This window comes from Pedobacter punctiformis, from assembly GCF_027213715.1.
GTDB lineage: Bacteria > Bacteroidota > Bacteroidia > Sphingobacteriales > Sphingobacteriaceae > Pedobacter > Pedobacter punctiformis.
On record NZ_JAPWGM010000001.1, the window covers coordinates 457,463 to 483,686 of the forward strand.

General features: G+C 37.1%; 23 protein-coding genes. 17 read left to right on the top strand and 6 right to left on the bottom strand.

The window, feature by feature from the left end; genetic code table 11:
* Nucleotides 1–78: 78 nt before the first annotated feature.
* Nucleotides 79–1,125, bottom strand: coding sequence for a 3-oxoacyl-ACP synthase III family protein (locus tag O0955_RS02050; RefSeq protein ID WP_269425864.1), 1,047 nt, complete (start codon nt 1,123–1,125; stop codon nt 79–81).
* Between the two features lie 168 nt (nt 1,126–1,293).
* Here O0955_RS02050 and O0955_RS02055 point away from each other — a divergent pair, with 168 nt between their 5' ends.
* Complete coding sequence (locus O0955_RS02055) at nt 1,294–1,575, top strand: ATP-dependent Clp protease adaptor ClpS (protein WP_269425865.1); 282 nt, start codon at nt 1,294–1,296, stop codon at nt 1,573–1,575.
* Between the two features lie 21 nt (nt 1,576–1,596).
* Here the strand turns inward: O0955_RS02055 and O0955_RS02060 are convergent, their stop codons facing one another.
* Nucleotides 1,597–2,199: a thioredoxin family protein gene (locus tag O0955_RS02060; RefSeq protein ID WP_269425866.1), complete on the bottom strand. Its 603-nt coding sequence runs from the start codon at nt 2,197–2,199 to the stop codon at nt 1,597–1,599.
* Between the two features lie 466 nt (nt 2,200–2,665).
* The gene (rsmA, locus tag O0955_RS02065) at nt 2,666–3,445 is read right to left on the bottom strand and encodes a 16S rRNA (adenine(1518)-N(6)/adenine(1519)-N(6))-dimethyltransferase RsmA (RefSeq protein WP_269426593.1); all 780 of its coding nucleotides are present in this window, start codon (nt 3,443–3,445) and stop codon (nt 2,666–2,668) included.
* 188 nt (nt 3,446–3,633) lie between these two features.
* On the opposite strand from rsmA, the gene pdxA reads away from it, so the two are divergent.
* The 15 genes from pdxA to ade all read left to right on the top strand — a co-directional run bounded on the left by pdxA (nt 3,634) and on the right by ade (nt 19,982).
* Nucleotides 3,634–4,713, top strand: coding sequence for a 4-hydroxythreonine-4-phosphate dehydrogenase PdxA (gene pdxA, locus O0955_RS02070; protein WP_269425867.1), 1,080 nt, complete (start codon nt 3,634–3,636; stop codon nt 4,711–4,713).
* A 143-nt stretch (nt 4,714–4,856) separates the two neighbouring features.
* Nucleotides 4,857–5,696 (top strand): sulfurtransferase, encoded by an 840-nt coding sequence (locus O0955_RS02075; protein WP_269425868.1) that lies wholly within the window; start codon nt 4,857–4,859, stop codon nt 5,694–5,696.
* Between the two features lie 324 nt (nt 5,697–6,020).
* Entirely contained in the window at nt 6,021–6,638 is a 618-nt protein-coding gene (locus tag O0955_RS02080; RefSeq protein ID WP_269425869.1) for a hypothetical protein, read from the top strand.
* A gap of 229 nt (nt 6,639–6,867) precedes the next feature.
* Complete coding sequence (locus O0955_RS02085) at nt 6,868–7,353, top strand: YceD family protein (protein WP_269425870.1); 486 nt, start codon at nt 6,868–6,870, stop codon at nt 7,351–7,353.
* A 15-nt stretch (nt 7,354–7,368) separates the two neighbouring features.
* Nucleotides 7,369–7,560: a 50S ribosomal protein L32 gene (gene rpmF, locus O0955_RS02090; protein ID WP_025143959.1), complete on the top strand. Its 192-nt coding sequence runs from the start codon at nt 7,369–7,371 to the stop codon at nt 7,558–7,560.
* A gap of 105 nt (nt 7,561–7,665) precedes the next feature.
* A complete protein-coding gene (gene plsX / locus O0955_RS02095) occupies nt 7,666–8,604 on the top strand; it encodes a phosphate acyltransferase PlsX (RefSeq protein WP_269425871.1) in 939 nt (312 codons plus the stop codon).
* A gap of 19 nt (nt 8,605–8,623) precedes the next feature.
* Complete coding sequence (locus O0955_RS02100) at nt 8,624–9,622, top strand: beta-ketoacyl-ACP synthase III (protein WP_269425872.1); 999 nt, start codon at nt 8,624–8,626, stop codon at nt 9,620–9,622.
* A gap of 135 nt (nt 9,623–9,757) precedes the next feature.
* The gene (gene accB / locus O0955_RS02105) at nt 9,758–10,234 is read left to right on the top strand and encodes an acetyl-CoA carboxylase biotin carboxyl carrier protein (RefSeq protein WP_269425873.1); all 477 of its coding nucleotides are present in this window, start codon (nt 9,758–9,760) and stop codon (nt 10,232–10,234) included.
* A 141-nt stretch (nt 10,235–10,375) separates the two neighbouring features.
* Nucleotides 10,376–11,716 (top strand): acetyl-CoA carboxylase biotin carboxylase subunit, encoded by a 1,341-nt coding sequence (gene accC / locus O0955_RS02110; RefSeq protein WP_269425874.1) that lies wholly within the window; start codon nt 10,376–10,378, stop codon nt 11,714–11,716.
* Nucleotides 11,717–11,786: 70 nt separating this feature from the next.
* A complete protein-coding gene (gene tatC, locus O0955_RS02115; RefSeq protein WP_269425875.1) occupies nt 11,787–12,671 on the top strand; it encodes a twin-arginine translocase subunit TatC in 885 nt (294 codons plus the stop codon).
* Between the two features lie 46 nt (nt 12,672–12,717).
* Nucleotides 12,718–13,155 carry a ribose 5-phosphate isomerase B gene (gene rpiB, locus O0955_RS02120; protein ID WP_269425876.1) on the top strand — a complete coding sequence of 146 codons (438 nt, stop codon included), beginning with the start codon at nt 12,718–12,720 and terminating at the stop codon, nt 13,153–13,155.
* A gap of 30 nt (nt 13,156–13,185) precedes the next feature.
* A complete protein-coding gene (locus O0955_RS02125; RefSeq protein WP_269425877.1) occupies nt 13,186–14,796 on the top strand; it encodes a M28 family peptidase in 1,611 nt (536 codons plus the stop codon).
* 90 nt (nt 14,797–14,886) lie between these two features.
* Nucleotides 14,887–16,275, top strand: coding sequence for a LutB/LldF family L-lactate oxidation iron-sulfur protein (locus O0955_RS02130; RefSeq protein ID WP_269425878.1), 1,389 nt, complete (start codon nt 14,887–14,889; stop codon nt 16,273–16,275).
* A 41-nt stretch (nt 16,276–16,316) separates the two neighbouring features.
* Nucleotides 16,317–18,293: an alpha-ketoacid dehydrogenase subunit alpha/beta gene (locus tag O0955_RS02135; protein ID WP_269425879.1), complete on the top strand. Its 1,977-nt coding sequence runs from the start codon at nt 16,317–16,319 to the stop codon at nt 18,291–18,293.
* 45 nt (nt 18,294–18,338) lie between these two features.
* A complete protein-coding gene (gene ade, locus O0955_RS02140) occupies nt 18,339–19,982 on the top strand; it encodes an adenine deaminase (RefSeq protein WP_269425880.1) in 1,644 nt (547 codons plus the stop codon).
* A gap of 388 nt (nt 19,983–20,370) precedes the next feature.
* Here the strand turns inward: ade and O0955_RS02145 are convergent, their stop codons facing one another.
* Both O0955_RS02145 and O0955_RS02150 read right to left on the bottom strand, forming a co-directional pair.
* The gene (locus O0955_RS02145) at nt 20,371–20,979 is read right to left on the bottom strand and encodes a SprT-like domain-containing protein (protein WP_269425881.1); all 609 of its coding nucleotides are present in this window, start codon (nt 20,977–20,979) and stop codon (nt 20,371–20,373) included.
* A gap of 127 nt (nt 20,980–21,106) precedes the next feature.
* Nucleotides 21,107–23,377: a helix-turn-helix domain-containing protein gene (locus O0955_RS02150; protein ID WP_269425882.1), complete on the bottom strand. Its 2,271-nt coding sequence runs from the start codon at nt 23,375–23,377 to the stop codon at nt 21,107–21,109.
* A 269-nt stretch (nt 23,378–23,646) separates the two neighbouring features.
* Between O0955_RS02150 and O0955_RS02155 the strand changes: the two genes are divergently transcribed.
* Entirely contained in the window at nt 23,647–25,227 is a 1,581-nt protein-coding gene (locus tag O0955_RS02155) for a peptide chain release factor 3 (protein ID WP_269425884.1), read from the top strand.
* Nucleotides 25,228–25,300: 73 nt separating this feature from the next.
* On the opposite strand, the gene O0955_RS02160 is transcribed toward O0955_RS02155, so the two are convergent.
* Nucleotides 25,301–26,164, bottom strand: a complete 864-nt coding sequence (locus tag O0955_RS02160) for a hypothetical protein (protein ID WP_269425885.1) — start codon at nt 26,162–26,164, stop codon at nt 25,301–25,303.
* Nucleotides 26,165–26,224 lie beyond the last annotated feature (60 nt).

The following is a 26,224-nucleotide window of genomic DNA, read 5'->3' on the forward strand; positions in this document are numbered from 1 at the left end:
AAAGGGCATCAAATATTTGATGCCCTTTTTTATTATTTCACAAATTCTAAATCTACCTTTTTGAATTTTCCAGATTTTTTACCACCTGATTAAGGCGCTTGCCCAGGTAAAACCTGATCCAAAAGCTGCCAAACAAACCAAATCCCCATCTTTTATTTTTCCAGCTTCCCAGGCTTCGCACAGCGCAATTGGCACCGAAGCTGCCGTTGTATTTCCGTATTTCTGAATATTATTAAAAACCTGGTCGTCGCTTAACCCCAACAGGTTTTGTACATATTGGCTAATGCGCAGATTAGCCTGATGTGGCACCAGCATATCGATATCCTTTTCCGTCAGGTTATTTGCAGCTAAAGCTTCTTTAATCACTTCAGGAAATTTAACAACCGCCTTTTTAAATACTGCAGGTCCATCCATGTAAGGTAAAGCGGCACCACTTTCCAATATTTCTTTCGTCATAAACAAACCACCCAGTTCCTGTTCAGGATATGCAGGTTTATCTTTTAGCCATTTATTAGCATGTGATCCGGGATAATACATCGCTAAAATTTCAGCTTCTGCACCATCGCTGTGCAAATGCGTGCTTAAAATTCCTTTCCCGGGCTCATCCGTTGGTTGTAATACTACTGCGCCTGCCCCATCACCAAAAATTACCGATACATTTCTGCTTCGCGTTTCAAAATCCATTGCAAAAGAGTGTTTCTCACTTCCAACCACCAATACATTTTTGTACATACCTGTTTTTACAAACTGATCTGCCACAGAAAGTGCGTATACAAATCCAGAGCATTGATTGCGAATATCCAAAGCGCCAATTTCGCCCATGCCCATTTCACGCTGAAGCAGTACCCCACAACCCGGGAAATAATAATCAGGACTAAGTGTAGCAAATACAATAAAATCTACCTCTTTTGCTGTTATTCCAGCTCTTTCCAGGGCAATTTTCGAAGCTTCAATCCCCATTGTGGTAGTGGTTTCTTCATACCGGTCTGCAAACCTTCGCTCTTTAATACCGGTTCGCTCCTGAATCCACTCGTCACTGGTTTCCATAAAACGACTCAAATCATTATTGGTATATACATTTTTCGGAACATAATATCCTATTCCGGCAATTTTAGATTGATGCATGCTCTTTATTTTATTTGGTTAGCAAAAGTATTAAAAGAAACGGTAGATAAAAGAGAGAGGTAAGATACAACTCTACAACGGTTTGCAAAAACCTATTTTCCTTATTACATAACACATCTTCCACAAAAACATATTATATCTTCCGTAAAATTTGGTTATTTTTGCAACATGGCTACAGAAACACAGGAAGAAACCTTTACCCTCGAAGAAATTTTAACTTCTATTAAAACTGTACATCGCCTTATTTTGTGGAATGATGATGTAAATACCTTTGATCATGTAATTTACTGCATGATGAAGTATTTGGATTATAACGAATCTCAGTCAGAAAAAATTGCCTGGAAAGTACATAACGATGGAAAATGCCCGGTTTTAGAAGGCTCTTTTACCGAAATGGAGGTTTACCGTAAAATTCTTCAACAAGAAGGGTTAACCGTATCTGTAGATTAACAACCCTGCTTTATCAATAAATTAGTTAAGGCTTTTTAGCACACCGTTTAATTCTGCCTGAGTGGTTTGCGTTTTATCTTTTGCATACCATCCATGTAGTTTTTCGGCAATTACCATCATGTCACTACTTTCCTTTTTCCAATCGGCTAGTAAGGTTTGTAAAACCTGTGGACGAGGTCCCCATTTTGCTAAAACATTTTCACTATTTTCATCTAATACCAAAAGCACAGGAATTGCTCTGCCTCCGTTTGTTAAATGCGCATCAATAAGTGGAAGATTCTGATCACGCAACACAAATTTAAGCTCAAATTTATCTGGTGCAGTTAAAGTAATTTTATTAAATATTGGAATAATCTGTGCTGCATCTCCGCACCAGCCTTCGGTAATAACCAGTAGTTTATATTTAGCTTTTAAACCGGAAATAACCATTTGTAAGTCTGCATTTAAGGCCACTGTTTTATCTACCCTATTCATTCTTTGCACATTCATTTTACTGTAATGCAGCATTGCTTCTGAATTATCCGGACCGGTTGTTTGCCCTTCGGCTAAAAGCTGATCAACCAACTGACGGTAAGTGGAATAATCCATTCCCTGCTCTTCAAAAATTTCGCGATAATTAATCATAATGTTTTCTAAAATTACAGCGCAAAGGAAAGGAGAAATTCAATTAAAATAATCATGGCTTTGCAAGAAAAAATGACCCGCTTACTCCATATGCATTGCCATGTTTTGTCTTTCTGAATGCCATTAAGAATCTTATACGGGCAAGAAATTACATTAGATTTTAAGCAGAGAATAAGAGATTGCTTCTTCTTTCCTCCTTCAGCAATAACGATGTATTAATTTCTGTTTAGCGAATACATAAACAACCAAGGGGTTAGAAAACTCAATATTTGCATAACCATAATCGCTTTGCAAATCCAAAGCACTGTTTCAACGTTAAGTTTTAAACCGGCATGGTCAATTTTTCGGAATCCATAAGCTTAGCCTCAACAGAAACTTTAAAAGAAAAATTGGAAGCCGGCAATTTTGTTTCTTTTGTTGTCAAAAGAAAAAAGCCTGTCTGGCCAAGACAACAATAATGATACAATTACATCAATGAACTGACGTGTTTCGTTAGTGCCACAAAATCATCAACGGTGAGTTGCTCTGCACGTTTTTCAAAATAGATGTGATCATCCATTTTATCTTTTGGCATTACTGCAGATAAAGCATTACGTAAGGTTTTTCTTCGCTGATTAAACCCTGCCTTTACTACACGCCAAAACAATTTTTCATCACAATCCAATTGCTGTACATCATTACGGGTTAAACGGATTACAGCAGAATTAACCTTAGGCGGTGGGTTAAAAGTGCCGGGCTTCACTGTAAACAGGTATTCGATTTTATAATATGCCTGAAGAAAGACACTTAAAATGCCATACTCTTTGTTTCCGGATGGTGCTGCGCAGCGCTGTGCAACCTCTTTTTGAAACATTCCAACCATTTCCACAACTTTATTGCGGTTATCTAAAATCTTAAATAAAATCTGTGAGGAAATATTGTAAGGGAAGTTACCAATTATAGCAAAGTTGCCTGGAAAAATGGCATCAAAGTCTAGTTTCAAAAAATCTCCGTTAATCAACCGGTCTCCAAGCTGAGGGTATTTTTCATTTAAAAAATGAAACGACTCTGTGTCGATATCAATCAGATAGGTTTGTAAATCTTCGCGTTCCAACAAAAAGTCGGATAAAATGCCCATGCCAGGACCAACCTCTAAAACCTGGTTGTATTTATCGGTATTCACCAAACTTTCTACAATCCGGTTGGCAATGCCTTTATCGGTTAAAAAGTGCTGACCTAAATGTTTTTTCGCTTTTACTAAACTCATTGCTACAATTTCATTTGCCACAGAAACACTGAAATCACGAAAAAAAATTAAAAGCATTGCTTCGTTTTTTCTCCTGTGTACACCGTGTTTCTATTGCTGATGTATTTTCTACAAAATAACTAATTTTTATCCGGTAAGCACCCGTTTAATCGAAAATCAGTAATTTGCGCTAAAATTCACCATTTATTATGAGCGATAAACTTAAAATTGGAATCAGTATAGGCGATGTAAACGGCATTGGGTTAGAAGTAATTATTAAAACATTATCAAATCCAGCTATTTTAAACTATTGTACACCAATTGTTTATGGGCATACTAAAGTTTCTTCTTTCCACCGAAAAGCCAATAATCTTGGCGATTTCAACTTTAATGTGATTAATCAGGCTAATCAGGCGCAGCCAAAAAAAGCGAATATCATTAATTGCTGGGAGGAAGATGTAAAAATTGAACTGGGTCAGGTAACCGAAACCGGAGGAAAATATGCACTTCTTTCACTTGAAAGAGCTACAGCAGATTTAGTAAATGGCGATATTGATGCCCTGGTTACTGCTCCTATTAATAAACACAATATCCAGTCAGAAACTTTTGCCTTTCCTGGCCATACCGAATATTTACAGGAAAAAAGTGGAAGCAATGATGTACTGATGTTCTTAATCAGTGAAGATTTACGTGTTGGCGTAGTAACCGGACACATTCCTGTTGCAGCGGTTCCGGCAGCCATTACCAAAGATAAAATTGTTAACAAGCTTAAGCTTATTAATGAAAGCCTGAAAAAGGATTTCTGGATTGAGAAACCAAAAATTGCCGTTTTAGGTTTAAATCCGCACGCCAGCGACAATGGTTTATTAGGTACTGAAGAAGCTGAAATTATTACACCAGCCATTCAGGAAGCTTATGATAAAGGCATGATGTGCTTTGGTCCATACCCTGCCGATGGCTTTTTTGGCAATGGCAGCTACAAACAGTTTGATGCCGTTTTGGCCATGTACCACGATCAGGGCTTAATTCCTTTTAAAACTCTTGCCTTTCATAATGGCGTAAATTATACCGCCGGATTAAATTTTGTACGCACCTCTCCTGATCATGGCACAGGTTATGATATTGCCGGAAAGGGTCTTGCAGATTCTACTTCTTTTACCGAGGCTTTATTTTCTGCAATTCACATTGTGAAAAATAGAAGAGAGCAGGAAGAAATGCTAAAAAACCAATTACGCGGTGGCGGAAAAGTAGTAGAAACGCAGTTTGATATTAAAGACGACGCTTCTTAGTAAATTAGCTGTTTCTCTTATTCATTCCTTATTTTTTCTATGGATTAATCTGACTAAAATGGATTTTTAATTTCATTTTTAGCACCTGGTGACAACAATTTCCTCTTTCAATTTATTTATATTTGGATTCAAGAAATTTAACCATGTCCCAAAAAATATCACCAATTATATCGCCTGAAGATCTTATTCTTTTAAACCCGGAGAATTATATCCTGATTGATGCAAGTGCAGGGTCAAAAGCCAGATACGATGAAAGCCATTTAAACGGAGCGCTCTTTGCAGATGTAAATAATGATTTAGCCAACGTCACTGATTTCGCTGTTGGCGGCAGGCATCCTTTACCCACTTTTGAGCAATTCGGAATAACCATTGGAAAATTTGGCATTACGAAAGATAGTCATGTGATCGTTTATGATGATAAAAATGGCGGAAATGCAGCGGCCAGACTTTGGTGGATGTTAAAATCAATTGGACACGAAAAAGTTCAGGTTATAAATGGAGGTTTTGATGCAGCAATTAAAGCTGGTTTTAAGCTCAGTGCAAAAGTGGAGACACCTAAATCTGTCGGGCCTTATCCAATCCGTGCATGGAATCTTCCTTTAGCCGATATAAATGAAGTTGAAGCCGTTTCAAAAACTAAAGATCATATCGTGATCGATGTTCGGGATGCCAATCGTTTCGCTGGCCTTACCGAGCCTATTGATTTAATTGCCGGACATATTCCAGGGGCAACCAATATTCCCTTTACAGAGAATCTGGATGCTTCAGGCGCTTTCCTTAAACCTGAGGTATTGAAGCAGAAATATACACTTGCTTTGGCCAATATTAAACCCGAAAATGTAATTGTTCATTGCGGTTCTGGCATAACAGCCTGCCATACACTTTTGGCTATGGATTATGCAGGACTTCAAATTCCGAAGCTTTATGTTGGATCGTGGAGCGAATGGTCTAGAAATAATAAGGAAATGGTATTGTCCGAGTAATTTTGTTAGTCGAGATTTGCAAATCTCGACTCGATGCCTTTGGATTTACAATCCACCAGAGGATTACAAATCCTTTATTCTAAAGATGGGATTACAAATGCCGACTAACAAAGAGTAATAGGGAAATGTTGAAAATTATTAATCCATTAGATGATTTACAATTAAAAATTTAATGCTTTACGAAAAAAATAACTGAAAACCTGCATTTCGTTTATTTATATATAAAAACTGATTATCAATTATATAAAAACATAATCAAAACTACCGATATTAAAATTAGTTTCGCATATTTAAGAGTTAGCACTCATTTTAAAACGACACTATATGACAATCAGTTTTATAGCAATTAAAGGTAACTTCTTCGACAAAGCGGACGAAATTTTTCAGGCATTTAAATACATTGACACCAAACAAGATAAACAGTTTGTCGACTGGCAAACATTTAATGACTATTTGTATGACAACTATTTTGAACTTGCTAATAAAGAAATAGCAATTAGGGGAATTTGGACAGACAATGGCTGGACGATAATTAACGACCCTGAAATGGTTGACACAATTGAAGAAGAAGCTTTAATTCAGCTTTCAAGGACTTTGAATACCGACATTATAACATTCATAATTCAGACGACATCAAATTCATTTGGCTTTACGGTTTACAACGACACCATAAAAAGACACTTTTTTGTTTCGGACGGAGAAGTAACTGATAATTTATACAACCCGTTGGAGCAAGAAAATGGTTTAACGATTAACGAAAATATTTTCTCCGATGACATTTTAAAATTGGCGGAGAAATTAGGAATTGATTTAGAAGGGAAAAATAAACTCACATATACGGTTAAACATCTTGCATATAGTGACGAAATGAAAAATGAACTTGAACAATTCAAAAAACAACAGACGAACGATAAAAATAAGCCTTGGTGGAAATTTTGGTGAACAGAAAAACGAGTGCTAACAGGAGCTTGGCAACCATTTGAACAGAAACGCACTAAACGAATAAAACAGCAACAACTTCCTTATTAGTCAGGTTTTAAAAACCTGTGAGGTTTAATATTTTTGAAAAACATTTTTTATCTAACAAAATAATCCCTACATTTGCAGGCTAAAATTTTACAGTACTTTGAACCCGCTAAAACAATTTTCAGTACCGTTTACCGGATTAAAATTGGGAACTCATCAGTTTGAATATGAGCTTGATGACTCTTTTTTTAATGCTTTCGAGTACTCTTTAATTAAAAGCGGAAAATTAAACGTTAATCTGGAACTTGAGAAACAAGAGACCATGTTACTGTTAAAGTTTAAAGTAATTGGAACCGTTAATTTAGATTGCGATAAATGTTTATCTGAATTTTCATTACCGGTTAATTTGTACGAAAGACAGATTGTAAAATTTGCAGAGGCTGAAATGGAAAGCGATGATGAAGAAATTATTTCATTAAGCCGGAAAGAAACCTCGATTGATATTTCGGGACCATTATACGAAATGATAAACGTAGCGGTTCCATACATTAAAAATTGTGAGCAGGCCGGAAAGGAGTGCGACCAGGAAATGATTGATCGGTTAGAGCAATTATCTATCGACAAACACAACGAAGAAAATGAACAATCAAGCGACCCGCGTTGGGAAGCACTTAATAAGTTAAAAAAATAATTAGATTATACACCAATGGCACATCCAAAACGGAAAATCTCGAAACAGAGAAAAAATAAAAGAAGAACTCACTATAAAGCTGTGACTCCTTCTTTAGCAACATGCTCGGCAACAGGTGCTATCCACGTACCTCATCGTGCTTACAACGTTGATGGTAACCTATACTATAACGGTAAATTGGTTATCGAAAATACTCAAATCGGGTAATTTTCTTAAAAAATTGTTTGTGTTTTCAGCGGCTTTAGTTATACCTTAGTCTTCTGAAAAATTTATAGGGCTAAACCTATTATTTAACACAAACATTTTTTTTCTATGAAAATAGGCCTCGACATAATGGGCGGAGACTATGCTCCCAAAGCAGTTGTTTTGGGAGCAATAGCAGCTCATCAATCGCTAAATGCCAATGAACATCTTGTTCTTATTGGCGATACCGAACAGATTAAACCAATTCTCGCAGAAGAAGGTTTTAATCCGGATCATTTTGAATACGTTCATACTGATGAGGTTATTGGTATGGGCGAACATCCCACAAAAGCAATTGTTCAGAAACCTAAATCGAGCATAGCAGTTGGTTTTAACCTTTTAAAAGAAGGTAAAATCGATTCTTTTGCAAGCGCAGGCAACTCTGGTGCAATGCTGGTTGGCGCAGTTTTTAGCGTTAAAACCGTTCCGGGCATTATCCGCCCATGTTTATGTACCATTCTTCCAAAAATTAAAGGCGGCACAGGTTTATTACTTGATGTTGGTGCCAATGCAGATTGCAAACCTGATATTTTATTACAATTTGGCGTTTTAGGTAGTTTATATGCTGAAAATTTACTGCAAATAAATAACCCTAAAGTTGCGTTAATGAATATTGGCGAAGAAGATGAAAAAGGAAACATGCTTAGCATGGCTACTTTTCCATTAATGAAGGATACAAATTTATTCAACTTTGTAGGTAATGTAGAAGGACGTGATTTATTTAACGATAAAGCCGACGTTATTGTTTGTGATGGTTTTACCGGAAATGTAATGCTTAAACTTGCAGAATCATTTTATGTGTTAACCATTAAAAAAGGAATGAAAGATGAGTTTTTCGATCGCTTTAATTACGAACAGTACGGGGGTAGCCCGGTTTTAGGGGTTAATGCTCCTGTGGTTATCGGACATGGCATTTCAAGCCCTACGGCGGTTAAAAACATGGTGCTTCAATCAAGAGAGATGATTACAACGGGTTTAGTAGATAAAATTAGAAACGCATTTAAATAATTATCAAATTTATTTTAAAATGAGTAAAATTCACGCTGCTATAACAGCAGTTAATGGTTATGTCCCCGACTATGTATTAACAAATGCAGAGTTAGAAACCATGGTTGAAACTTCAGATGAATGGATTACCAGCCGAACCGGGATCAAAGAACGCAGAATTTTAAAAGGCGAAGGTTTAGGTACATCTGATATGGCTGTTCATGCCGTAAATGGATTACTTAAAAAAAGAGGCATTACTGCTGAAGAAATTGAATTAATTATTTTTTGTACTACAACTCCCGATTTTACTTTTCCGGCAACGGCAAATGTTTTAGCGGATAAAATTGGTGCTAAAAATGCATGGGGTTACGATTTACAGGCAGCTTGTTCTGGTTTTATATTCGGGCTTTCTACCGGTGCATCATTCATTGAATCAGGAAGACACAAGAAGGTATTGGTTGTGGGTGGCGATAAAATGTCATCAATCATAAATTACGAAGACCGTACAACCTGTATTATTTTTGGTGATGGTTGCGGCTGTGCTTTGCTTGAACCAAATGAAGAAGGTTTCGGTCTGATAGATTCTATCCTCAGAACAGATGGATCCGGAAGAGATTTCTTAGGCATGAAAGCTGGCGGTTCAGTTAAACCTGCAACACATGAAACCATTGATGCACGTGAGCATTTTGCACATCAGGAAGGTCCAACTGTATTTAAATTTGCAGTAACCAATATGGCTGATGTTGCTGCCGAAATTATGGACAGAAACAGCTTAACGGCTGATGATATTGCATGGCTGGTGCCTCACCAGGCAAACAAACGCATTATTGATGCAACCGCAAACCGTATGGGTGTTGGTACCGAGAAAGTAATGATCAATATTGAGCGTTACGGAAATACCACCAACGGAACTATTCCACTATGTTTATGGGAATGGGAAAGCCAGTTGAAAAAAGGAGATAATATTGTTCTTGCAGCCTTCGGTGGAGGTTTTACATGGGGATCAATTTATCTTAAATGGGCTTACGACAGTAAATAAGCCAAAAGATTTGGGTAGAAAGTTTCGGGTTAATTAGAAACGATCCAAATTTTCCACAATGAAAAATTAAAACAAAAAAAGTATAACTTAGTTAATTCATTTATACACTATTTTTTACATAACAACGATTAAAAAATGGATATCAAACAAATACAGGAACTGATTAAATTTGTTTCACGTTCTGGTGTAAACGAAGTTGCAATTGAGCAGGAAAACTTCAAAATCACCATTAAAACAAACCAGGCACCAACAGTTGTGCATGCAACTGTACCGCAAGCACCACTTATTCAGGCAGCAGCACCGGTAGCTACAGCTCCTACTGCACCAGTAGCCGCAACCCCAGCAGTACCAGCTGCAGAAGATACTTCAAAATACATTACCATTAAATCGCCAATGATCGGTACTTTTTATCGTTCATCAAGCCCTGATAAACCAATGTTTGTAAACGTTGGAGATGAAGTAAGCACAGGCAAAGTGGTTTGTATTATCGAAGCGATGAAATTATTCAACGAAATTGAAAGTGAAGTTTCAGGCCGTATTGTTAAAATATTGGTAGAAAACGCATCACCAGTTGAATATGACCAACCATTATTTTTAGTAGAACCTATTTAATTATTAGCGAAAACTTTCTACTATTATTTGCGTCACCCTGAAACAAGTTCAGGGTCTCATTTTTTTAAAATCATTTAGGTGCTGAAATACATTCAGCATGACGATAGTACTTTTGAGAAAGACTGACGAAAAAGGAAAATTATGTTTAAAAAAATACTAATTGCCAACAGGGGCGAAATCGCTTTGCGTATTATCCGTACCTGTAAGGAAATGGGCATCAAAACCGTTGCTGTTTACTCTACTGCAGATCGCGAGAGTTTACACGTACGTTTCGCTGATGAAGCTGTTTGTATTGGTCCCCCTCCCAGTAAAGATTCTTACTTAAATATCCCAAATATTATTTCGGCTGCAGAATTAACAAATGCCGATGCCATACACCCCGGTTATGGTTTCTTATCAGAAAATGCTAAATTTTCTAACATTTGCCGTGAGTACAACATCAAATTTATTGGTGCTACACCTGAGCAGATTAATGGTATGGGTGATAAAGCCTCTGCTAAGGAAACCATGAAAAAAGCAGGTGTACCAACTATTCCTGGTTCAGAAGGTTTACTAACCAGTGTTAAAGAGGGTATTGCTATTGCTAACGAAATGGGCTACCCGGTTATACTTAAAGCTACTGCCGGTGGTGGTGGTCGTGGTATGCGTGTAGTATGGAAAGATGAAGAATTCGAAAATGCGTGGGACAGTGCCCGTCAGGAATCTGGTGCAGCATTTGGTAATGATGGTCTTTATTTAGAAAAGTATATCGAAGATCCACGCCACATTGAAATCCAGATTATCGGAGATCAGTATGGCAAAGCCTGTCACCTTTCTGAACGTGATTGCTCTATTCAACGCCGTCACCAAAAATTGGTAGAAGAATCTCCTTCTCCTTTTATGACCGATGAATTGCGTGTACGAATGGGCGAAGCCGCTATTAAAGGCGCCGTTGCTGTAAATTATGAAGGTGCCGGAACAATCGAATTTTTAGTTGATAAACACCGTAACTTCTACTTTATGGAAATGAATACCCGTATCCAGGTAGAGCATCCGGTTACAGAAGAGGTTATTAACTTCGACTTAATTAAGGAACAAATTAAAGTAGCAGCAGGTATTCCAATTTCAGGAAAAAATTATTTCCCTGATATGCATGCCATCGAATGCCGTATTAATGCTGAAGACCCCTTCAACAATTTCCGTCCTTCACCAGGCAAAATAACGAATTTCCACTCTCCGGGTGGTCATGGGGTAAGAGTTGATACACACGTTTATGCCGGTTATCAAATTCCATCTAATTATGATAGTATGATTGCAAAATTAATTTGTGTTGCTCAAACACGTGAGGAAGCAATTTGCACGATGGAAAGAGCCTTAGGCGAATTTGTAATTGAAGGTGTTAAAACAACGATTCCTTTTCATTTATTATTGATGAAAGACCCTAATTTCAGAGCAGGTAATTTCACTACAAAATTTATGGAAACGTTCGATTTATCAGAATAATCTAAACTATTTTTATATTTAACACGTAAATACCATTCTAATCATTTAGAATGGTATTTTTGTTTTCAACATGAGCGACACGAAAGAAAAAACATCCCTAACGAAGAGTATAGCAAATAAAGGTACAACGCTGGAAGCCGAAATGTCTTTTTTTGATCACCTGGACGTTTTACGGAAACACCTAATCAGAGCGGTTATTGCCGTTACCGTTTTTACCGGTATTGCTTTCTATTTTAACGAAGAATTATTGGATAAGGTAATATTTGGGCCTAAAAAACCTGATTTCTGGACCTACAGGATGATGTGTAAACTGGTTGAGCTTTTCCCAAGGCTTGGACAGGATATGTGTATCAAAAAAATTAATGGTGAAATTATTAATACCGAAATGGCCGGGCAGTTTAACCTTCAATTAAATGTTTGTGTTATGGCTGGTATTGTAGCAGGTTTCCCCTATTTACTTTGGGAAATCTGGCGTTTTATCAAACCGGCATTACACGAAAATGAGCGTAAATCAGCAAGTGGTTTCGTATTTTTCGCATCCGTTTTATTTATGATCGGTATTTTGTTTGGATACTTTGTAGTTTGTCCGCTTTCGGTTAACTTCCTAACCGGCTATACGGTGAGTACCGAAATTAAAAATACGTTTACGGTAGATTCTTATTTATCATCTGTTGCCACTTTAACTTTAGGTACAGGTATTATTTTCGAACTTCCGGTCATCATCTTTATCCTGTCTAAGTTAGGCTTAATGACCCCAAAATTAATGAGGTCAAGCAGAAGATATGCGGCGGTGATTATTTTGATTATCTCGGCTATTGTGACACCAACACCTGATATTATGACGATGTTAATTGTTGCAACGCCGCTGTTTTTATTATATGAATTAAGTATTTTTGTTTCTGCATTTATAGAGCGAAAAAAGAAGAAAGACGAAGCTGCCTTCTATGCTAACTAACAAAAACATTACGAATACATTTCATAATTCTATATAAATTTGAATAATGTCTGATATAAAGATAAAAATTGCCATTGGCGCCGATCATGCAGGTTTTGAATATAAGGAAGTACTAAAAAGTTTCCTTAAACAATATGAAGTTAAAGATTTTGGCACTTATGGTGCTGATTCTGTCGACTATCCTGATTTTGCCCACCCTGTTGCTTCGGCAGTAGAAAGTGGAGAAGTTAACTATGGTATTTTGATTTGTGGTTCTGCTAATGGGGTTGCCATTACAGCCAATAAACATCAAAAAATAAGAGCCGCACTTTGCTGGGAAAATGAAGTTGCATCTCTTGTCCGTCAACATAACGACGCCAATGTTTTATGCATTCCTGCCAGATTCGTATCAGAAGAACTTGCTAAAGAAATGACGACAACCTTTTTAACCACAGCATTTGAAGGTGGCCGTCATCAAAACAGGGTACAAAAAATATCCTGCTAAAGCCTAACCAACTAACTTATTAACCAAAATATGAATAAAAAATTTTTAACCCTCAGCTTAGCCTCTGTAATAAGCATGAGCTGCTTTGCCCAAATTAAAACCCTTGTTCCCAATAAGGACGCAATTAAATTTGGCCAGGCAATCAATGAAAAAAATGCTTACAGTCATCTTTCGGTATTAGCATCTGACGCATACGAAGGTCGTGAAACCGGAAAAAAAGGTGCCTGGATGGCAGCCGATTACATCAGAAACTATTTTAAATCATTAGGCTTAAAGGGGCCTGTAAATGGAGAATACTTCCAAAAAATAGACCTTTCCTCTTTTAATCTTACTCAAAATGTTCTGACCATTAATGGCCAGACTAAAGAGTTTTTAAAAGATTTTTACATTTTACCTACCTCTGTGTCAACAGCAGGTTATACCATAAGTAGCAATTCAATTGTTTTTGCGGGTTATGGAATGAACAGCGATGCTTATAATGATTTTGCAGGGCAGAATGTTGCCGGTAAAATTGTAATGATTATTGAATCAGGTGGTCCTGCAACTGGTAAAGACAATGCTTTACCTAACCGGTTAAAATATCTTGCTGAACAAAAAGCAGCAGGTGTTTTAGTGATCAATCAACGCGTTGATAATTTAAGCGCAGGTTTAAAAAACTTCATCTTAAACGGACAAACGCTGATGAAGTCGCAGGAGAATATTGACAGATTAAAGTCTTCGACGATTTTACCTATTGTTACCATCGGTTCTGTTATTGCCAACGAAATTTTGGCTGCAGGCGGTACGAGTTTAGATTCTGTTAGAAATAAAATAAAAAGTACAGGTAAACCAGCTTCATTAGAAATTAATATCCCGGTTTCTGCCAGTGCTCAGGTAACCGAAACCCCACTTCGTTGTGAAAATGTGTTGGGCTATTTAGAAGGAACAGATCCTAAACTTAAAAAAGAGGTATTGGTTTTAACGGGACACTATGACCACATTGGAATTACGCCGGATGCTAAAGGTGATGATAAAATTAATAACGGAGCGGACGATGATGGTTCAGGAACAACCGGTGTATTATTAATGGCTAAGGCATTTACTGATGCTAAAAAAGCAGGTAAAGGTTCTAAACGCAGCATTTTATTTATGACCGTTGTGGGTGAAGAAAAAGGTCTTTGGGGTTCTGATTGGTATTCTGAGCATCCAATATTTCCTTTGGAAAATACAATCGCTGATTTAAATACGGATATGATTGGCCGTACCGGAGAAGAGTATCTGGGTAAACCTGATTCTGCAAATTATATTTATTCTATTGGCTCAAATATGTTGAGCAGTGATTTAGGTAAGTTAAGTGAGCAAGTTAACGCAACCTATACCAAAATGAAACTGGATTATAAATATGACGATCCAAAAGATCCGGAGCGTATTTACTACCGTTCAGATCACTACAATTTTGCTAAGCATGGTATTCCGATTATTTTCTATTACGACGGAATGTTGCAACAGGATTACCACAAACCGGGTGATGAAATCAGCAAAATCAATTTCCCGCTTTTGGCCAAAAGAGCTAAGCTTACCTATTTTACAGCATGGGAATTGGCCAACAGACCAAACCGTCCGGTAGTTGATATGGATGGCAAAGGCAATCCAAAAAAATAATAATTCCAAAATATTAAAGCCCCGTCATTTCGCCGGGGCTTTTTTATGCACATTACTTTTGCTGGAACAAGAATTTCCTATCTTTGATATATGATGAAGACTGCCGATGAATTCTTAGAAAAATCTGATGAAAAAGCTTTCGACCTACCTCACCGTAAAACCATTAATTACAATATTGGTAAATATAATGCGGCTGTAGAACGGGGCTTATCAAAATTTGAAAATCTGGAAGCATCAAAGAAGAAAGCCAATGTGATTAAGTGGCGTGTGATGGAAAACTTAGATAAATTCCTTCCTGAATTTGAATCTAATTTTCAGCGTCGTGGCGGTAAAGTAATTTGGGCCAATGATGCAGAAGAAGCACAACGCGAAATTCTGAACATCATTAAAAGAAATAATGGCAAAACCGTCATTAAATCAAAATCGATGACTACTGAAGAAATTCATCTGAATGAATTTCTGGAAAGTAATCAAATAGAATCCTTAGAAAGTGATTTAGGCGAATACATTGTTCAATTGCTTGGACAACCCCCTTACCACATTGTAACGCCTGCCATGCACCTGAGTGCGGTAGAAATTGCTAAACTTTTTCATGATAAATTCGGTACTCCACTGGATGCAACGCCTGAACAGCTTACTCAAAAAGCAAGAGAATTGCTTCGAGATAAATATTTAAATGCCGACATAGGCATTAGCGGCGGAAATTTTTTAATAGCCGATACGGGAAGTATTGCCCTTACAGAAAATGAAGGTAATGCCCGTTTAAGCACAACTTTTCCTAAAATTCATATTGCCGTTGTTGGAATAGAAAAAATTATTCCTTCTATGGCCGATCTGGATTTATTCTGGCCCCTTTTAGCTTCACACGGAACGGGACAAAATCTAACAGTTTACAATACCATTTTAAGTGGCCCCCGCCAGCCTGATGAAACAGATGGTCCTGAAGAAATGTATGTTGTTTTGCTGGATAATGGCAGAACAAATCTGCTGGCACAAAAAGAACAACGACAGGCTTTATATTGTATTCGTTGTGGCGCCTGCTTAAATGCTTGTCCGGTATATAAAAATATTGGTGGCCATACTTATAATACAACTTACAGCGGCCCCATCGGCTCTATTATTACACCACATTTAAGGGGAATGGAAGAGTTTAAACATTTAAGCTATGCTTCCAGTTTATGCGGTAAATGTTCTGAAGTATGCCCTGTTAAGATTGATATCCACAAAATGTTATTGCTTAACCGTAGAGATGCCGCAGCTACGCATGAAAATGGTAAGACTGAAGAAATTGGCTGGAGCATGTTTAGCAAAATGATGCTAAAACGTAAATGGATGGATTTTTTTGGCGGAAAATTTAAGAATTTCATGCTTAAAACTTTTTTCAAAAAAAGCTGGGGTAAATACCGCGAAATGCCAAAAGTTGCAGATAAATCTTTTGCCAAACAGTGGGAAGAAATAAAAAAGAGCAAAGAATCATAAGTTTATTAACTTTAATTCAAAACTAAATATAACCAAATAGTATGCACTTTAACCGTAGAGATAAAGACGACCAGTTTCTATTAGAGATTTATAAAAAGTTACTTTATCCCAGAATGGTTGAAGATAAAATGCTCAAACTATTACGGCAGGGAAGAATCGGAAAATGGTTTTCGGGCATTGGCCAGGAAGCCATTGCGGTTGGCAGTACTCTGGCCATGCAAAAGCAAGAGTATATTTTACCCATGCATCGTAATCTGGGTGTTTTTACCTCCCGTAATATTCCTTTAAAAAAATTAATGGCGCAATGGCAGGGCAAATTAACAGGCTTTACCAAAGGCCGCGACCGCTCTTTCCATTTCGGTACCCAGGATTATAAAATTATCGGCATGATTTCTCACCTCGGCCCTCAAATGGCTTTAGCTGATGGAATTGCACTAGCTGATGTTTTAGCAAAAAAGCAACATGCAACCTTGGTTTTTACCGGAGAAGGCGCAACCAGTGAGGGCGATTTTCACGAAGCGGTAAATGTTGCTTCGGTTTGGAATTTGCCTGTTATTTTTCTGATTGAAAATAATGGATATGGTTTATCTACTCCGATAAATGAACAGTTTAAATGTAAAAATCTTGCCGATAAAGCCATTGGCTATGGCATTGAAGGCATACAAATTGACGGAAATAATATCCTGGAAGTTTATGATACTATAGATCGGATTGCGAAAGACATTCGTCAAAACCCAAGACCTGTATTATTAGAATGTTTGACATTCAGAATGCGTGGACATGAAGAAGCTTCAGGGACTAAATATGTGCCACAGGAATTATTTGATGAGTGGGAAAAGAAAGATCCCTTGTCAAATTATGAAGCCTTTTTAATTGAAGAAGGGATTTTAAACGCAGATGCCATACAAAAGCTAAAGGTTCAGTTCAAGTCGGAGATAGAATCAGAAGTTGAAGAGGCTTTCAATGAGCCAGAACCAACAGAAAACGCTTCAGATGAAGAAAACGATATGTATTTTCCACATCAGCAGGAAATTATCCTTGCAGAAACAACTTCTACGGAAAAAAGATATTTAGACGCCATAACCGATGCACTGGATTTATCTATGGAAAAATACCCTAACCTGGTAATTATGGGGCAGGATATTGCAGATTATGGCGGTGCATTTAAAATTACGGATGGTTTTACCGAAAAGTATGGTAAAGGCCGGGTAAGAAATACACCAATTTGTGAGTCGGCCATTGTTGGCGCCGGATTGGGGCTTTCTATTAATGGGTACAAGGCTGTTGTTGAAATGCAATTTGCAGATTTTGTAACCGTAGGTTTTAACCAGATTGTCAATAATTTAGCTAAAACACATTACCGCTGGGGCGAAAAAGCCGATGTGGTTGTTCGTATGCCTACGGGAGCGGGCACAGGCGCAGGTCCATTCCATTCACAAAGTAATGAAGCCTGGTTTACAAAAACTCCGGGTCTGAAAGTTGTTTATCCTGCATTTCCTGAAGATGCAAAAGGATTGCTTATTGCTGCAATTGAAGACCCTAACCCTGTTTTATATTTCGAGCATAAGTATTTATACAGAAGTTTATCAGGCCCCGTACCTGATGGTTATTTTACAACAGAAATCGGAAAAGCAGTTACACTGGCCAGTGGAAATAAATTTACAATTATTACTTATGGCCTTGGGGTGCACTGGGGGCTCGAATACATTAAAAACAATCCACAATGTGGCGCTACCTTAATAGATTTGCGTACACTACAGCCCTGGGATAAAGAGGCCGTTCGCAACGCAGTTAAACAAACGGGTCGGGTTTTAATCTTACATGAAGATACCCTAACCAATGGTTTTGGGGCAGAAATATCAGCCTGGATTGCAGAACATTGCTTCGAATATCTGGATGCTCCGGTAATCCGGTGTGCGAGTCTGGATACCGCTATTCCGATGAACAAAATACTGGAAGATGATTTCTTAGCAAAATCCAGATTGGCAACAAGCATTGAAAAGTTATTAAAATATTAACTAATACGCTTTAATAAACGCAAAGGCAGCAAGAAACGAGACAAAATGAGCAATTTTAAAGTTGAAGGGAATATCGTTGATGTATTAAACCGGAATATTTTTTTCGGCGAAATTGAAGTTGAAGCCGGTAAAATCAAATCCATTAACCAATTATCTGATTCAGCCAAAAACGATTCGAATTACATTCTTCCGGGCTTTATTGATAGCCATGTGCACATTGAGAGCAGCATGCTTATTCCAAGTGAATTTGCCAGATTAGCAGTTATCCATGGAACGGTTTCAACCATTAGTGATCCCCACGAAATTGCCAATGTTTGTGGAATGGAAGGTGTAGAATTTATGCTTTCAAATGGCAATACAGTTCCATTCAAATTTAATTTTGGTGCTCCGAGTTGCGTTCCGGCAACAATTTTTGAAACTGCGGGGGCTGAATTAAATCACGATGATGTCAGATCACTTCTGGAACGTCCTGAAATAAAATACCTGAGTGAAATGATGAACTTTCCGGGTGTTTTATACAAAGATGAAGAAGTACTTAAAAAAATTGCCGCTGCGCACAAATTGGGTAAGCCTGTTGACGGGCATGCACCGGGGCTACGTGGCGATGCTGTACAACAATATATTGATGCAGGAATTTCTACTGACCATGAATGTTTTACCTCAGACGAGGCTTTAGACAAACTGCAAAGAGGAATGAAAATTCTGATTCGGGAAGGAAGTGCAGCCAAAAATTTTGAGGCATTGATTGGCTTGCTTAACGACTGGCCCGAAATGATTATGTTTTGCAGCGACGATAAACACCCCGACAGCCTTGTTGAAGGCCACATTAACCAACTTTGTGCAAGAGCCGTAGAAAAAGGTGTCGATATTTTTAATGTATTGCAGGCGGCTTGTATTAACCCTGTTCTTCATTACAAACTGGATGTTGGTACTTTAAAAACCGGAGATTTTGCAGATTTTATTGTTGCAGAAGATTTAGTCAATTTTAAAATACAGAAAACTTACATCGATGGCATTTTACTATATGAAAACGGTCAGCTTGTTGGCGATTGGGTAAAGCACATTGAAGACCGGGAATCTGTAAATCAATTCTCCTGCAGCTTAAAAAAACAAGAAGATTTTATATATTCATTTTCCGGGCAACATGAAATTCCGGTGATTGAAGCTTTGGATGGCCAGCTCATCACTAAAAAACGATTTCACAAGCCTAAAGTTGAAAATCAAAATATAATCAGTGATGTAGAAAATGATATTTTAAAAATGGTTGTGGTAAATCGTTACCACGATGCACCTGTGGCTGTTTCGTTTGTCAAAAACTTTGATTTAAAGCAGGGTGCTATTGCATCGAGTGTTGCGCATGATAGTCATAATATTATCGCTGTTGGCGTTGATGATCAAAGTATTTGCGAGGCTGTTAACCTGATTATAAAAGAAAGCGGCGGAGTTGCTGCTTTAAATAATGAAAAACAGGAAGTGTTGCCGCTGCCGGTTGCGGGTTTAATGAGCAATCAAAATGGCTATAAAGTTGCAGCGTGTTATACTTCAATTGATAAATTCGCAAAAGAAATGGGTTCTACATTAATTGCCCCTTTTATGACCCTTTCGTTTATGGCTTTACTCGTTATTCCACATTTGAAATTGAGTGATAAAGGCCTGTTTGACGGAGATGAATTTAAGTTTGTAAATTAAATTATATGCTCAATAAATTTAGTAAAATTCAAAAAGTCCATTACTTGTGGACTTTAGCAACTGCGATTATTTTAATTGTTAACGCTTTTATTAACCTTAATCTTGTTGTTCAGACATGTTTAAACATTATTCCAATAGTTTTATCGGTTTTTTATTTAAAAGAGCTAAATCATGATCCGGCTTACGAAAAGGAACCACTTAAAATAGCCAACACCGGACTAACTATTATCTCTCTAATGTTGGCCGGCAAGCCAGCAGAAAAACTGTTAATTCTATTTAACATGAATTTCCCTTGGGCTAAAATTATATTAACAATTCTTTTTATGGCTTTCTATATTTATTTTGCAAAAGGTTCTTTCAAGAATCTGAAAATTAAGTGGTAATCACTTTAAGCAATCAAAAAAACTTCGGCCAGCGGATTAAAAAGATAAATTCTTTTATCATCCAGGCAAACACAACGATAGCGTTTTCTAATCCGTTCGCCTTTGGTAAAACGCCTTCCGTCTTTGATTTTAAAGTCAGCATGTAAAGGCAATTGTTCTAAATGTAAAACATCAGTATTGATTGCGTCGTATTTTTTTAAAGCCCTTGATAAATGCAAATCAGAGCAGCTCGAGGCTGCCGGATTAGACATGTAATTATTAATTGCTTTGTGTACATCTTCCGGAAAAATCTTCATATCAAAAAATGGAACCATCATTCGCTTAAAGTTATTTTTCCATTCGGAGCCATGAGGTTTTACCTTATTTTTAAAATCGTTCCACGTTAATAAATGAGCAAATTCATGAACGGTTGTTACCAGAAAAGAATAATGATTGAGGTTAAAGTTTACTGAAATCCGGTGGCCTTTATCCCGGTAAGGATGACGGTAATCGCCCAATTTTGTTGAACGGGTTTTGGCAATCTTAAATTCGCACTGAAAATAGTCTATCCACTTTGCAATTAGCAGTGCCGCTTCGGCGGGCATATATTGCGCTAAAACATTAACTTTCTCCACAAATGCTAAGATAGGAAATAATCAAATTATTTTATGGTCATACAATAACCACAAATACATTAAAGACTTCGTTTCAAACTTCCATTTTAAGATTGCTTCGTGCCTCGCAATGACGAGAGGCAAATAACTATTCTTCAGTTGGAAATAAGGACGCCATTGCCATTTTAATCTCTCCAAAAGTATAGTCGTTCCCCAGGAAATCCTTAACCACCTTTAATGATTTGGTTTCCAGATTTTCAACCGCTTCAATGATATTTTTAAGTTTATTTGATCGTACAAAAGACCTTACATCAAGTTGTTTTGTTGAAACATAATAAGCCAAATGCCCTTCTATAGTTGTTACAGATAAACCCCGTTCTTTCGCTATTTCCTGTAAAGTTTTGCCTTGATTGTACATTTCAAAACTGACTACTTTAGTGTCAATTTTAGGCTCTTTCTTTTTCTTCTCAACAGGCGTTTTTACTTTAAGCACTGTTCCTTTTAGTTGAACTGCTTTTTGCAGTTGCTGGTTTCTTTCAGCACTGTTGAGTAATGCATCTGTATCTGCTTTACTAAACTCTTTACCATCAATTATAGCCTTTAATAAAGCCTTGCTTTTATGCATTTTCTTCAGCTGCTCATAAACCAAAATTTCCAGTTCAAGTAGTTCAGTTAAATAAGTTTTAACCTGTTTTTCTTCTTTTACATTTTCAATATGGCTCAGAAATTGATCAGAAATGCCTTTTATTAATGGATTAAAATATTTCAGGGCAGCATCTACCCTTTTAGAAACATTAAATAAAGTATGTTCCTCTTGTTGAGCAAGCATTACTTTTAATTGGTTGATAAACGTATCCGCCGTTGCCGTAATCTTTTGAAAATCGACGTATAAAGCCGTTGTCCAGTCATCATGCTTTTGTTTGGCTGATTTTCTCTCTCTTTTATCAAAAGTTTGAACGTGTTCCTTAATGTAGTAACGAATAATATTTAAATCAAAAGCCGTTAACAGATAGCTTTTAATAAAAGTATAACTCTCCGCACTAATCTGATCGCTTAAAACCTCAGCAGGTTGCTTGCTTTTAGAAAAATAATGAATATTCTGATCCTGCTGCAAACCACTATCCCGCAAATGCGAAGTTAAAACCAAGCCTTTTAACGACCTTAATCGTGAAAGTGCAACGTAAGCCTGTCCGGGAGCAAAAGCATCGCCTACATCAATAATAGCCTTATCAAAAGTTAAACCCTGACTTTTATGCACAGTAATGGCCCAGGCTAGTTTTATAGGGTATTGAACAAAAGAACCCGCAACATTCTCCTCTATTTCGTTGGTTACTTCGTTGAGTTTATATTTTACATTTTCCCAGGTGTATGGAGAAATGGCAATAACCGCTTTATCTTCCGGAAGTTCTATTTCAATTAAATCCTTTTCAATGTGATGTACAACACCAATTTTACCATTATAATACCGTTTTTCAATGCCCATATCATTTTTGATAAACATAATTTGGGCACCTACCTTTAGCTCCAGACTTTTATCATTTGGGTAGGCATATTCGTTAAAATCACCTTGAATTTTGGCATCAAAAAAGTAAGATTTTGTTTTCAATTGCGTTAACCGTTCACGGTTTATGCCATCTGCTTTATTATTATGTGTGGTTAAAGTGATATAATTTTCATCAGCGGCAGGTTTAAAATCTTGCCTGAAATGTGTTCTAAGCAATGTGGTATCCTCAGCCGTGATTTTGTTGTTCCGCAAATTATTCAGTAAACTGATAAACACATCATCATTCTGACGATAAATTTTATCAAGTTCGATATAAACAGGCGGATCATTTTGTAAAGCAAGTGCATCAAAAAAGTAAATACTTTTATAAAAATGAGCCATTATACGCCATTCATCATTTTTTACCACGGGTGGCAGCTGGTGTAAATCGCCAATAAATAATAGCTGAACACCACCAAAAGGCACATTTCTATTTCTGCGAATATAACGTAAAGAAAAATCTATAGCATCAAGCATATCCGCCCTGAGCATACTCACTTCGTCAATAACCAACAATTCCAGTTCCTGCAACATACGGCGCTTATTGCCTTGCATGTTTAAATGCTTGACAAGCGTTTTGGGTGTATTAAAGTTGAAGCTGATATTTTCGTTTAAGATCGTTGTGGCGGCATCAGGGAAAAATGCACCAAAAGGCAGCTGGAAAAGCGAATGTATGGTTACTCCGGCAGCATTAATGGCAGCAATTCCCGTTGGTGCTGCAATTAATACCTTTTTGTGCGTAGATTGAATCAGCTTACGCAAAAAAGTTGTTTTTCCTGTTCCGGCTTTTCCGGTTAAAAAAACATGCTTGGATGTATAATTAACAAACTTAGCTGCAATTTCAGCAGGCAAGGTCGACTCTTCTAAATCAGGCATCGGATTTTAAAATTATATGGATTGGTAAATGCGGGAAGGCAAATAAAACTAACCAATTAATTGCAAAAATAGAAATTTTTAACCCGGCAGCCTATTATTTTAAAGCCCTCCTTTTGGTTTAAAATATCCGCTAGAATTATAACTATGCGGTACTTAAACAATTAGCCAGTTTTTACTATCTTTGCAACCTCATGAAGCACAAGTCGAAACTTCTTTTTTCTGCAAGATTTCTTTAACGCTTCCTCCTATCTTATAATTTCCTTTTTATTATGCTTAACCCTGAAATAGAAAAACGTAAAACCTTTGCCATTATTAGTCACCCCGATGCAGGTAAAACTACTTTAACAGAAAAATTTCTGCTTTTTGGTGGTGCCATCAACACGGCCGGAGCTGTAAAAAGAAATAAGGCTAATCAAAGTAATACTTCCGATTTCATGGAGATTGAGAAGCAGCGTGGGATTTCAGTTGCCACTTCTGTTATGGGTTTCGAATACAGTGGTAAACGCATTAATATTTTGGATACACCTGGTCACAAAGATTTCGCTGAAGATACTTACAGAACCTTATCTGCTGTAGATAGTGTTATTTTAGTGGTTGACTGTGTAAAGGGTGTGGAGGAACAAACCGAGAAATTAATGTCGGTTTGCCGTATGCGCAACACTCCGGTCATTATTTTTATCAATAAAATGGACCGTGAGGGTAAAGAAGCATTTGATTTACTGGATGAGATTGAAGAAAAACTAAACATTAGCCTTTGCCCGCTTTCGTGGCCAATTGGACAAGGCCATACATTTAAAGGGGTTTACAGCATTTATAACAAACACTTAAATCTTTTTAATTCGGATAAAACCAAGGTAACGGATTCAGTTGTTGCAGCCAGCGACTTAAACGATCCATCGCTTTTAAATTATTTAAAGGAAAATGAGGTTAATAATCTTAAAGATGATGTAGAGTTGGTTGAAGGTATTTATGGCACCGTTGATAAATCCCTTTATACTGAAGGTTTACTGGCTCCGGTATTTTTTGGCAGTGCCATTAATAACTTTGGGATTAAGGAACTGCTGGATACTTTTATTGAAATTGCACCAAGTCCGCGGCACCGCGAAGCAGAAGAACGTGATGTATTGGTTGAAGAGAAAAACTTTAGTGGTTTTGTTTTTAAAATCCATGCCAACTTAGATCCAAAACACCGCGATAGAATTGCCTTTTTAAGAATTTGCTCCGGTAAATTTGAACGCAATAAATTTTATTATCATACCCGTCAGAATAAGAAGTTAAAATTTTCTAACCCGATGGATTTTATGGCCAATGAGAAAAGTATTGTTGAAGAAGCATGGCCGGGAGATGTTGTTGGACTATACGACAGTGGTAACTTTAAAATTGGCGATACCCTTACTGAAGGTGAAAAATTACAATTTAAAGGAATTCCGAGCTTCTCACCATCTATTTTTAAGGAAGTAGAAAACATGGATCCATTGCGTACCAAACAGTTAGAAAAAGGTATAGAACAACTTACAGATGAAGGTGTTGCGCAACTATTTGTGATGCAGCCCGGTAACCGTAAAGTTATTGGCGCAGTTGGTGAATTACAATTTGAGGTAATTAATTTTAGGTTAGAGCATGAATACGGTGCAAAATGTCGTTTCCGTACTTTAAGTTACAGCAGATCGAGTTGGGTAAATTCTACAGATAAAAAGAAACTGGATGAATTTGTCAAACGCAAGCAGCAACATATTGGTGTGGATAAAGAAGGAAATCCGGTATACCTGGCAGATAACGATTACATGATTAATTTAACGAAACAAGACTACCCGGATATTGATTTTTATAAAACCAGTGAGTTTAAATAAAAAGACATCTATTATCTAATGCGAAAGCCTCTTCAAAATAAATTGAAGAGGCTTTTTTGATCTCTATTTTTAATTAAACAGGTAATGCAGAGGTAATTCTGAAATATTCTACAATATCTGTTTTATCAACTTTATCATTTCCTTTTTTATCCACGTTGTGCACTACATTTCTTACGGTAAGGTATTTCACACCATCTCCCGGAGATTCGAAAACCACCATTTGAGCATAAGATGAAGAAAGATCGGCATCTGCCGGGGCAGGTTTTAAGGCTTCAAAGTTTCCATTAGTCAACTTTTGAATGAAACCATCTTTATCTTCAATAAAGCTTAATTTGGTTTCCAGTTCTTTCTCCTCCATCCAGGCATTGTTCAATTCTGAAAAAGGTTTTGTTGCTTTTCCCGCTAAGGATGAAATAACTGGTATCCCTAAAATCATCAAAGCTTCTATAACCCAAACTACCCATAAAAAACCACCAGAAACCGTAGATTTTTTAATGGTAAAGGTTCCGACTTCGTTTAGGCTAACCATAGAATCGAATAATAATTTAGGGTGGGTAAAAATATACCAGAATCCATCTAAATTAAAAGATGATTTAACCCATGTACCTCCACCCATGCTTCCGCTGGCTTCGTACATTAAAGAAACGAATAAAGCCCATTGCGAATAAAAAGCAAGCAAAGCGCAAACAACTGATAAGATAAAAGCGTATCTGGTGTTTCTGATTTTACCAATTCCCAGGGCAAAATTCAGGGCCATAAAAATTCCGAAACCCAGCCCCAGGGTGATAAACACATTGAGGTAAATAATTGGGATGAACCATTGTAAAGCAATGTATGCAATACTTAAAATAACGGTTGAAACAAAGGCAATAACCAGGGAGAGTACGATGCCTTTTCCGGGCATAATTCCCGAAGGCTGATAATGTAGATTTTCCATTTTTTAAAATTGAATTTAGATTCCAAAAAATAAGAAAAAAAATTAAAATACGAAACCCCG

Excerpts from the sequence above, each read along its gene's own strand:
- O0955_RS02050 (WP_269425864.1), bottom strand. The coding sequence starts at position 1,125 with ATGCATCAATCTAAAATTGCCGGAATAGGATATTATGTTCCGAAAAAT.
- O0955_RS02055 (WP_269425865.1), top strand. The coding sequence starts at position 1,294 with ATGGCTACAGAAACACAGGAAGAAACCTTTACCCTCGAAGAAATTTTA.
- O0955_RS02060 (WP_269425866.1), bottom strand. The coding sequence starts at position 2,199 with ATGATTAATTATCGCGAAATTTTTGAAGAGCAGGGAATGGATTATTCC.
- rsmA (WP_269426593.1), bottom strand. The coding sequence starts at position 3,445 with ATGAGTTTAGTAAAAGCGAAAAAACATTTAGGTCAGCACTTTTTAACC.
- pdxA (WP_269425867.1), top strand. The coding sequence starts at position 3,634 with ATGAGCGATAAACTTAAAATTGGAATCAGTATAGGCGATGTAAACGGC.
- O0955_RS02075 (WP_269425868.1), top strand. The coding sequence starts at position 4,857 with ATGTCCCAAAAAATATCACCAATTATATCGCCTGAAGATCTTATTCTT.
- O0955_RS02080 (WP_269425869.1), top strand. The coding sequence starts at position 6,021 with ATGACAATCAGTTTTATAGCAATTAAAGGTAACTTCTTCGACAAAGCG.
- rpmF (WP_025143959.1), top strand. The coding sequence starts at position 7,369 with ATGGCACATCCAAAACGGAAAATCTCGAAACAGAGAAAAAATAAAAGA.
- plsX (WP_269425871.1), top strand. The coding sequence starts at position 7,666 with ATGAAAATAGGCCTCGACATAATGGGCGGAGACTATGCTCCCAAAGCA.
- O0955_RS02100 (WP_269425872.1), top strand. The coding sequence starts at position 8,624 with ATGAGTAAAATTCACGCTGCTATAACAGCAGTTAATGGTTATGTCCCC.
- accB (WP_269425873.1), top strand. The coding sequence starts at position 9,758 with ATGGATATCAAACAAATACAGGAACTGATTAAATTTGTTTCACGTTCT.
- accC (WP_269425874.1), top strand. The coding sequence starts at position 10,376 with ATGTTTAAAAAAATACTAATTGCCAACAGGGGCGAAATCGCTTTGCGT.
- tatC (WP_269425875.1), top strand. The coding sequence starts at position 11,787 with ATGAGCGACACGAAAGAAAAAACATCCCTAACGAAGAGTATAGCAAAT.
- rpiB (WP_269425876.1), top strand. The coding sequence starts at position 12,718 with ATGTCTGATATAAAGATAAAAATTGCCATTGGCGCCGATCATGCAGGT.
- O0955_RS02125 (WP_269425877.1), top strand. The coding sequence starts at position 13,186 with ATGAATAAAAAATTTTTAACCCTCAGCTTAGCCTCTGTAATAAGCATG.
- O0955_RS02130 (WP_269425878.1), top strand. The coding sequence starts at position 14,887 with ATGATGAAGACTGCCGATGAATTCTTAGAAAAATCTGATGAAAAAGCT.
- O0955_RS02135 (WP_269425879.1), top strand. The coding sequence starts at position 16,317 with ATGCACTTTAACCGTAGAGATAAAGACGACCAGTTTCTATTAGAGATT.
- ade (WP_269425880.1), top strand. The coding sequence starts at position 18,339 with ATGAGCAATTTTAAAGTTGAAGGGAATATCGTTGATGTATTAAACCGG.
- O0955_RS02150 (WP_269425882.1), bottom strand. The coding sequence starts at position 23,377 with ATGCCTGATTTAGAAGAGTCGACCTTGCCTGCTGAAATTGCAGCTAAG.
- O0955_RS02155 (WP_269425884.1), top strand. The coding sequence starts at position 23,647 with ATGCTTAACCCTGAAATAGAAAAACGTAAAACCTTTGCCATTATTAGT.
- O0955_RS02160 (WP_269425885.1), bottom strand. The coding sequence starts at position 26,164 with ATGGAAAATCTACATTATCAGCCTTCGGGAATTATGCCCGGAAAAGGC.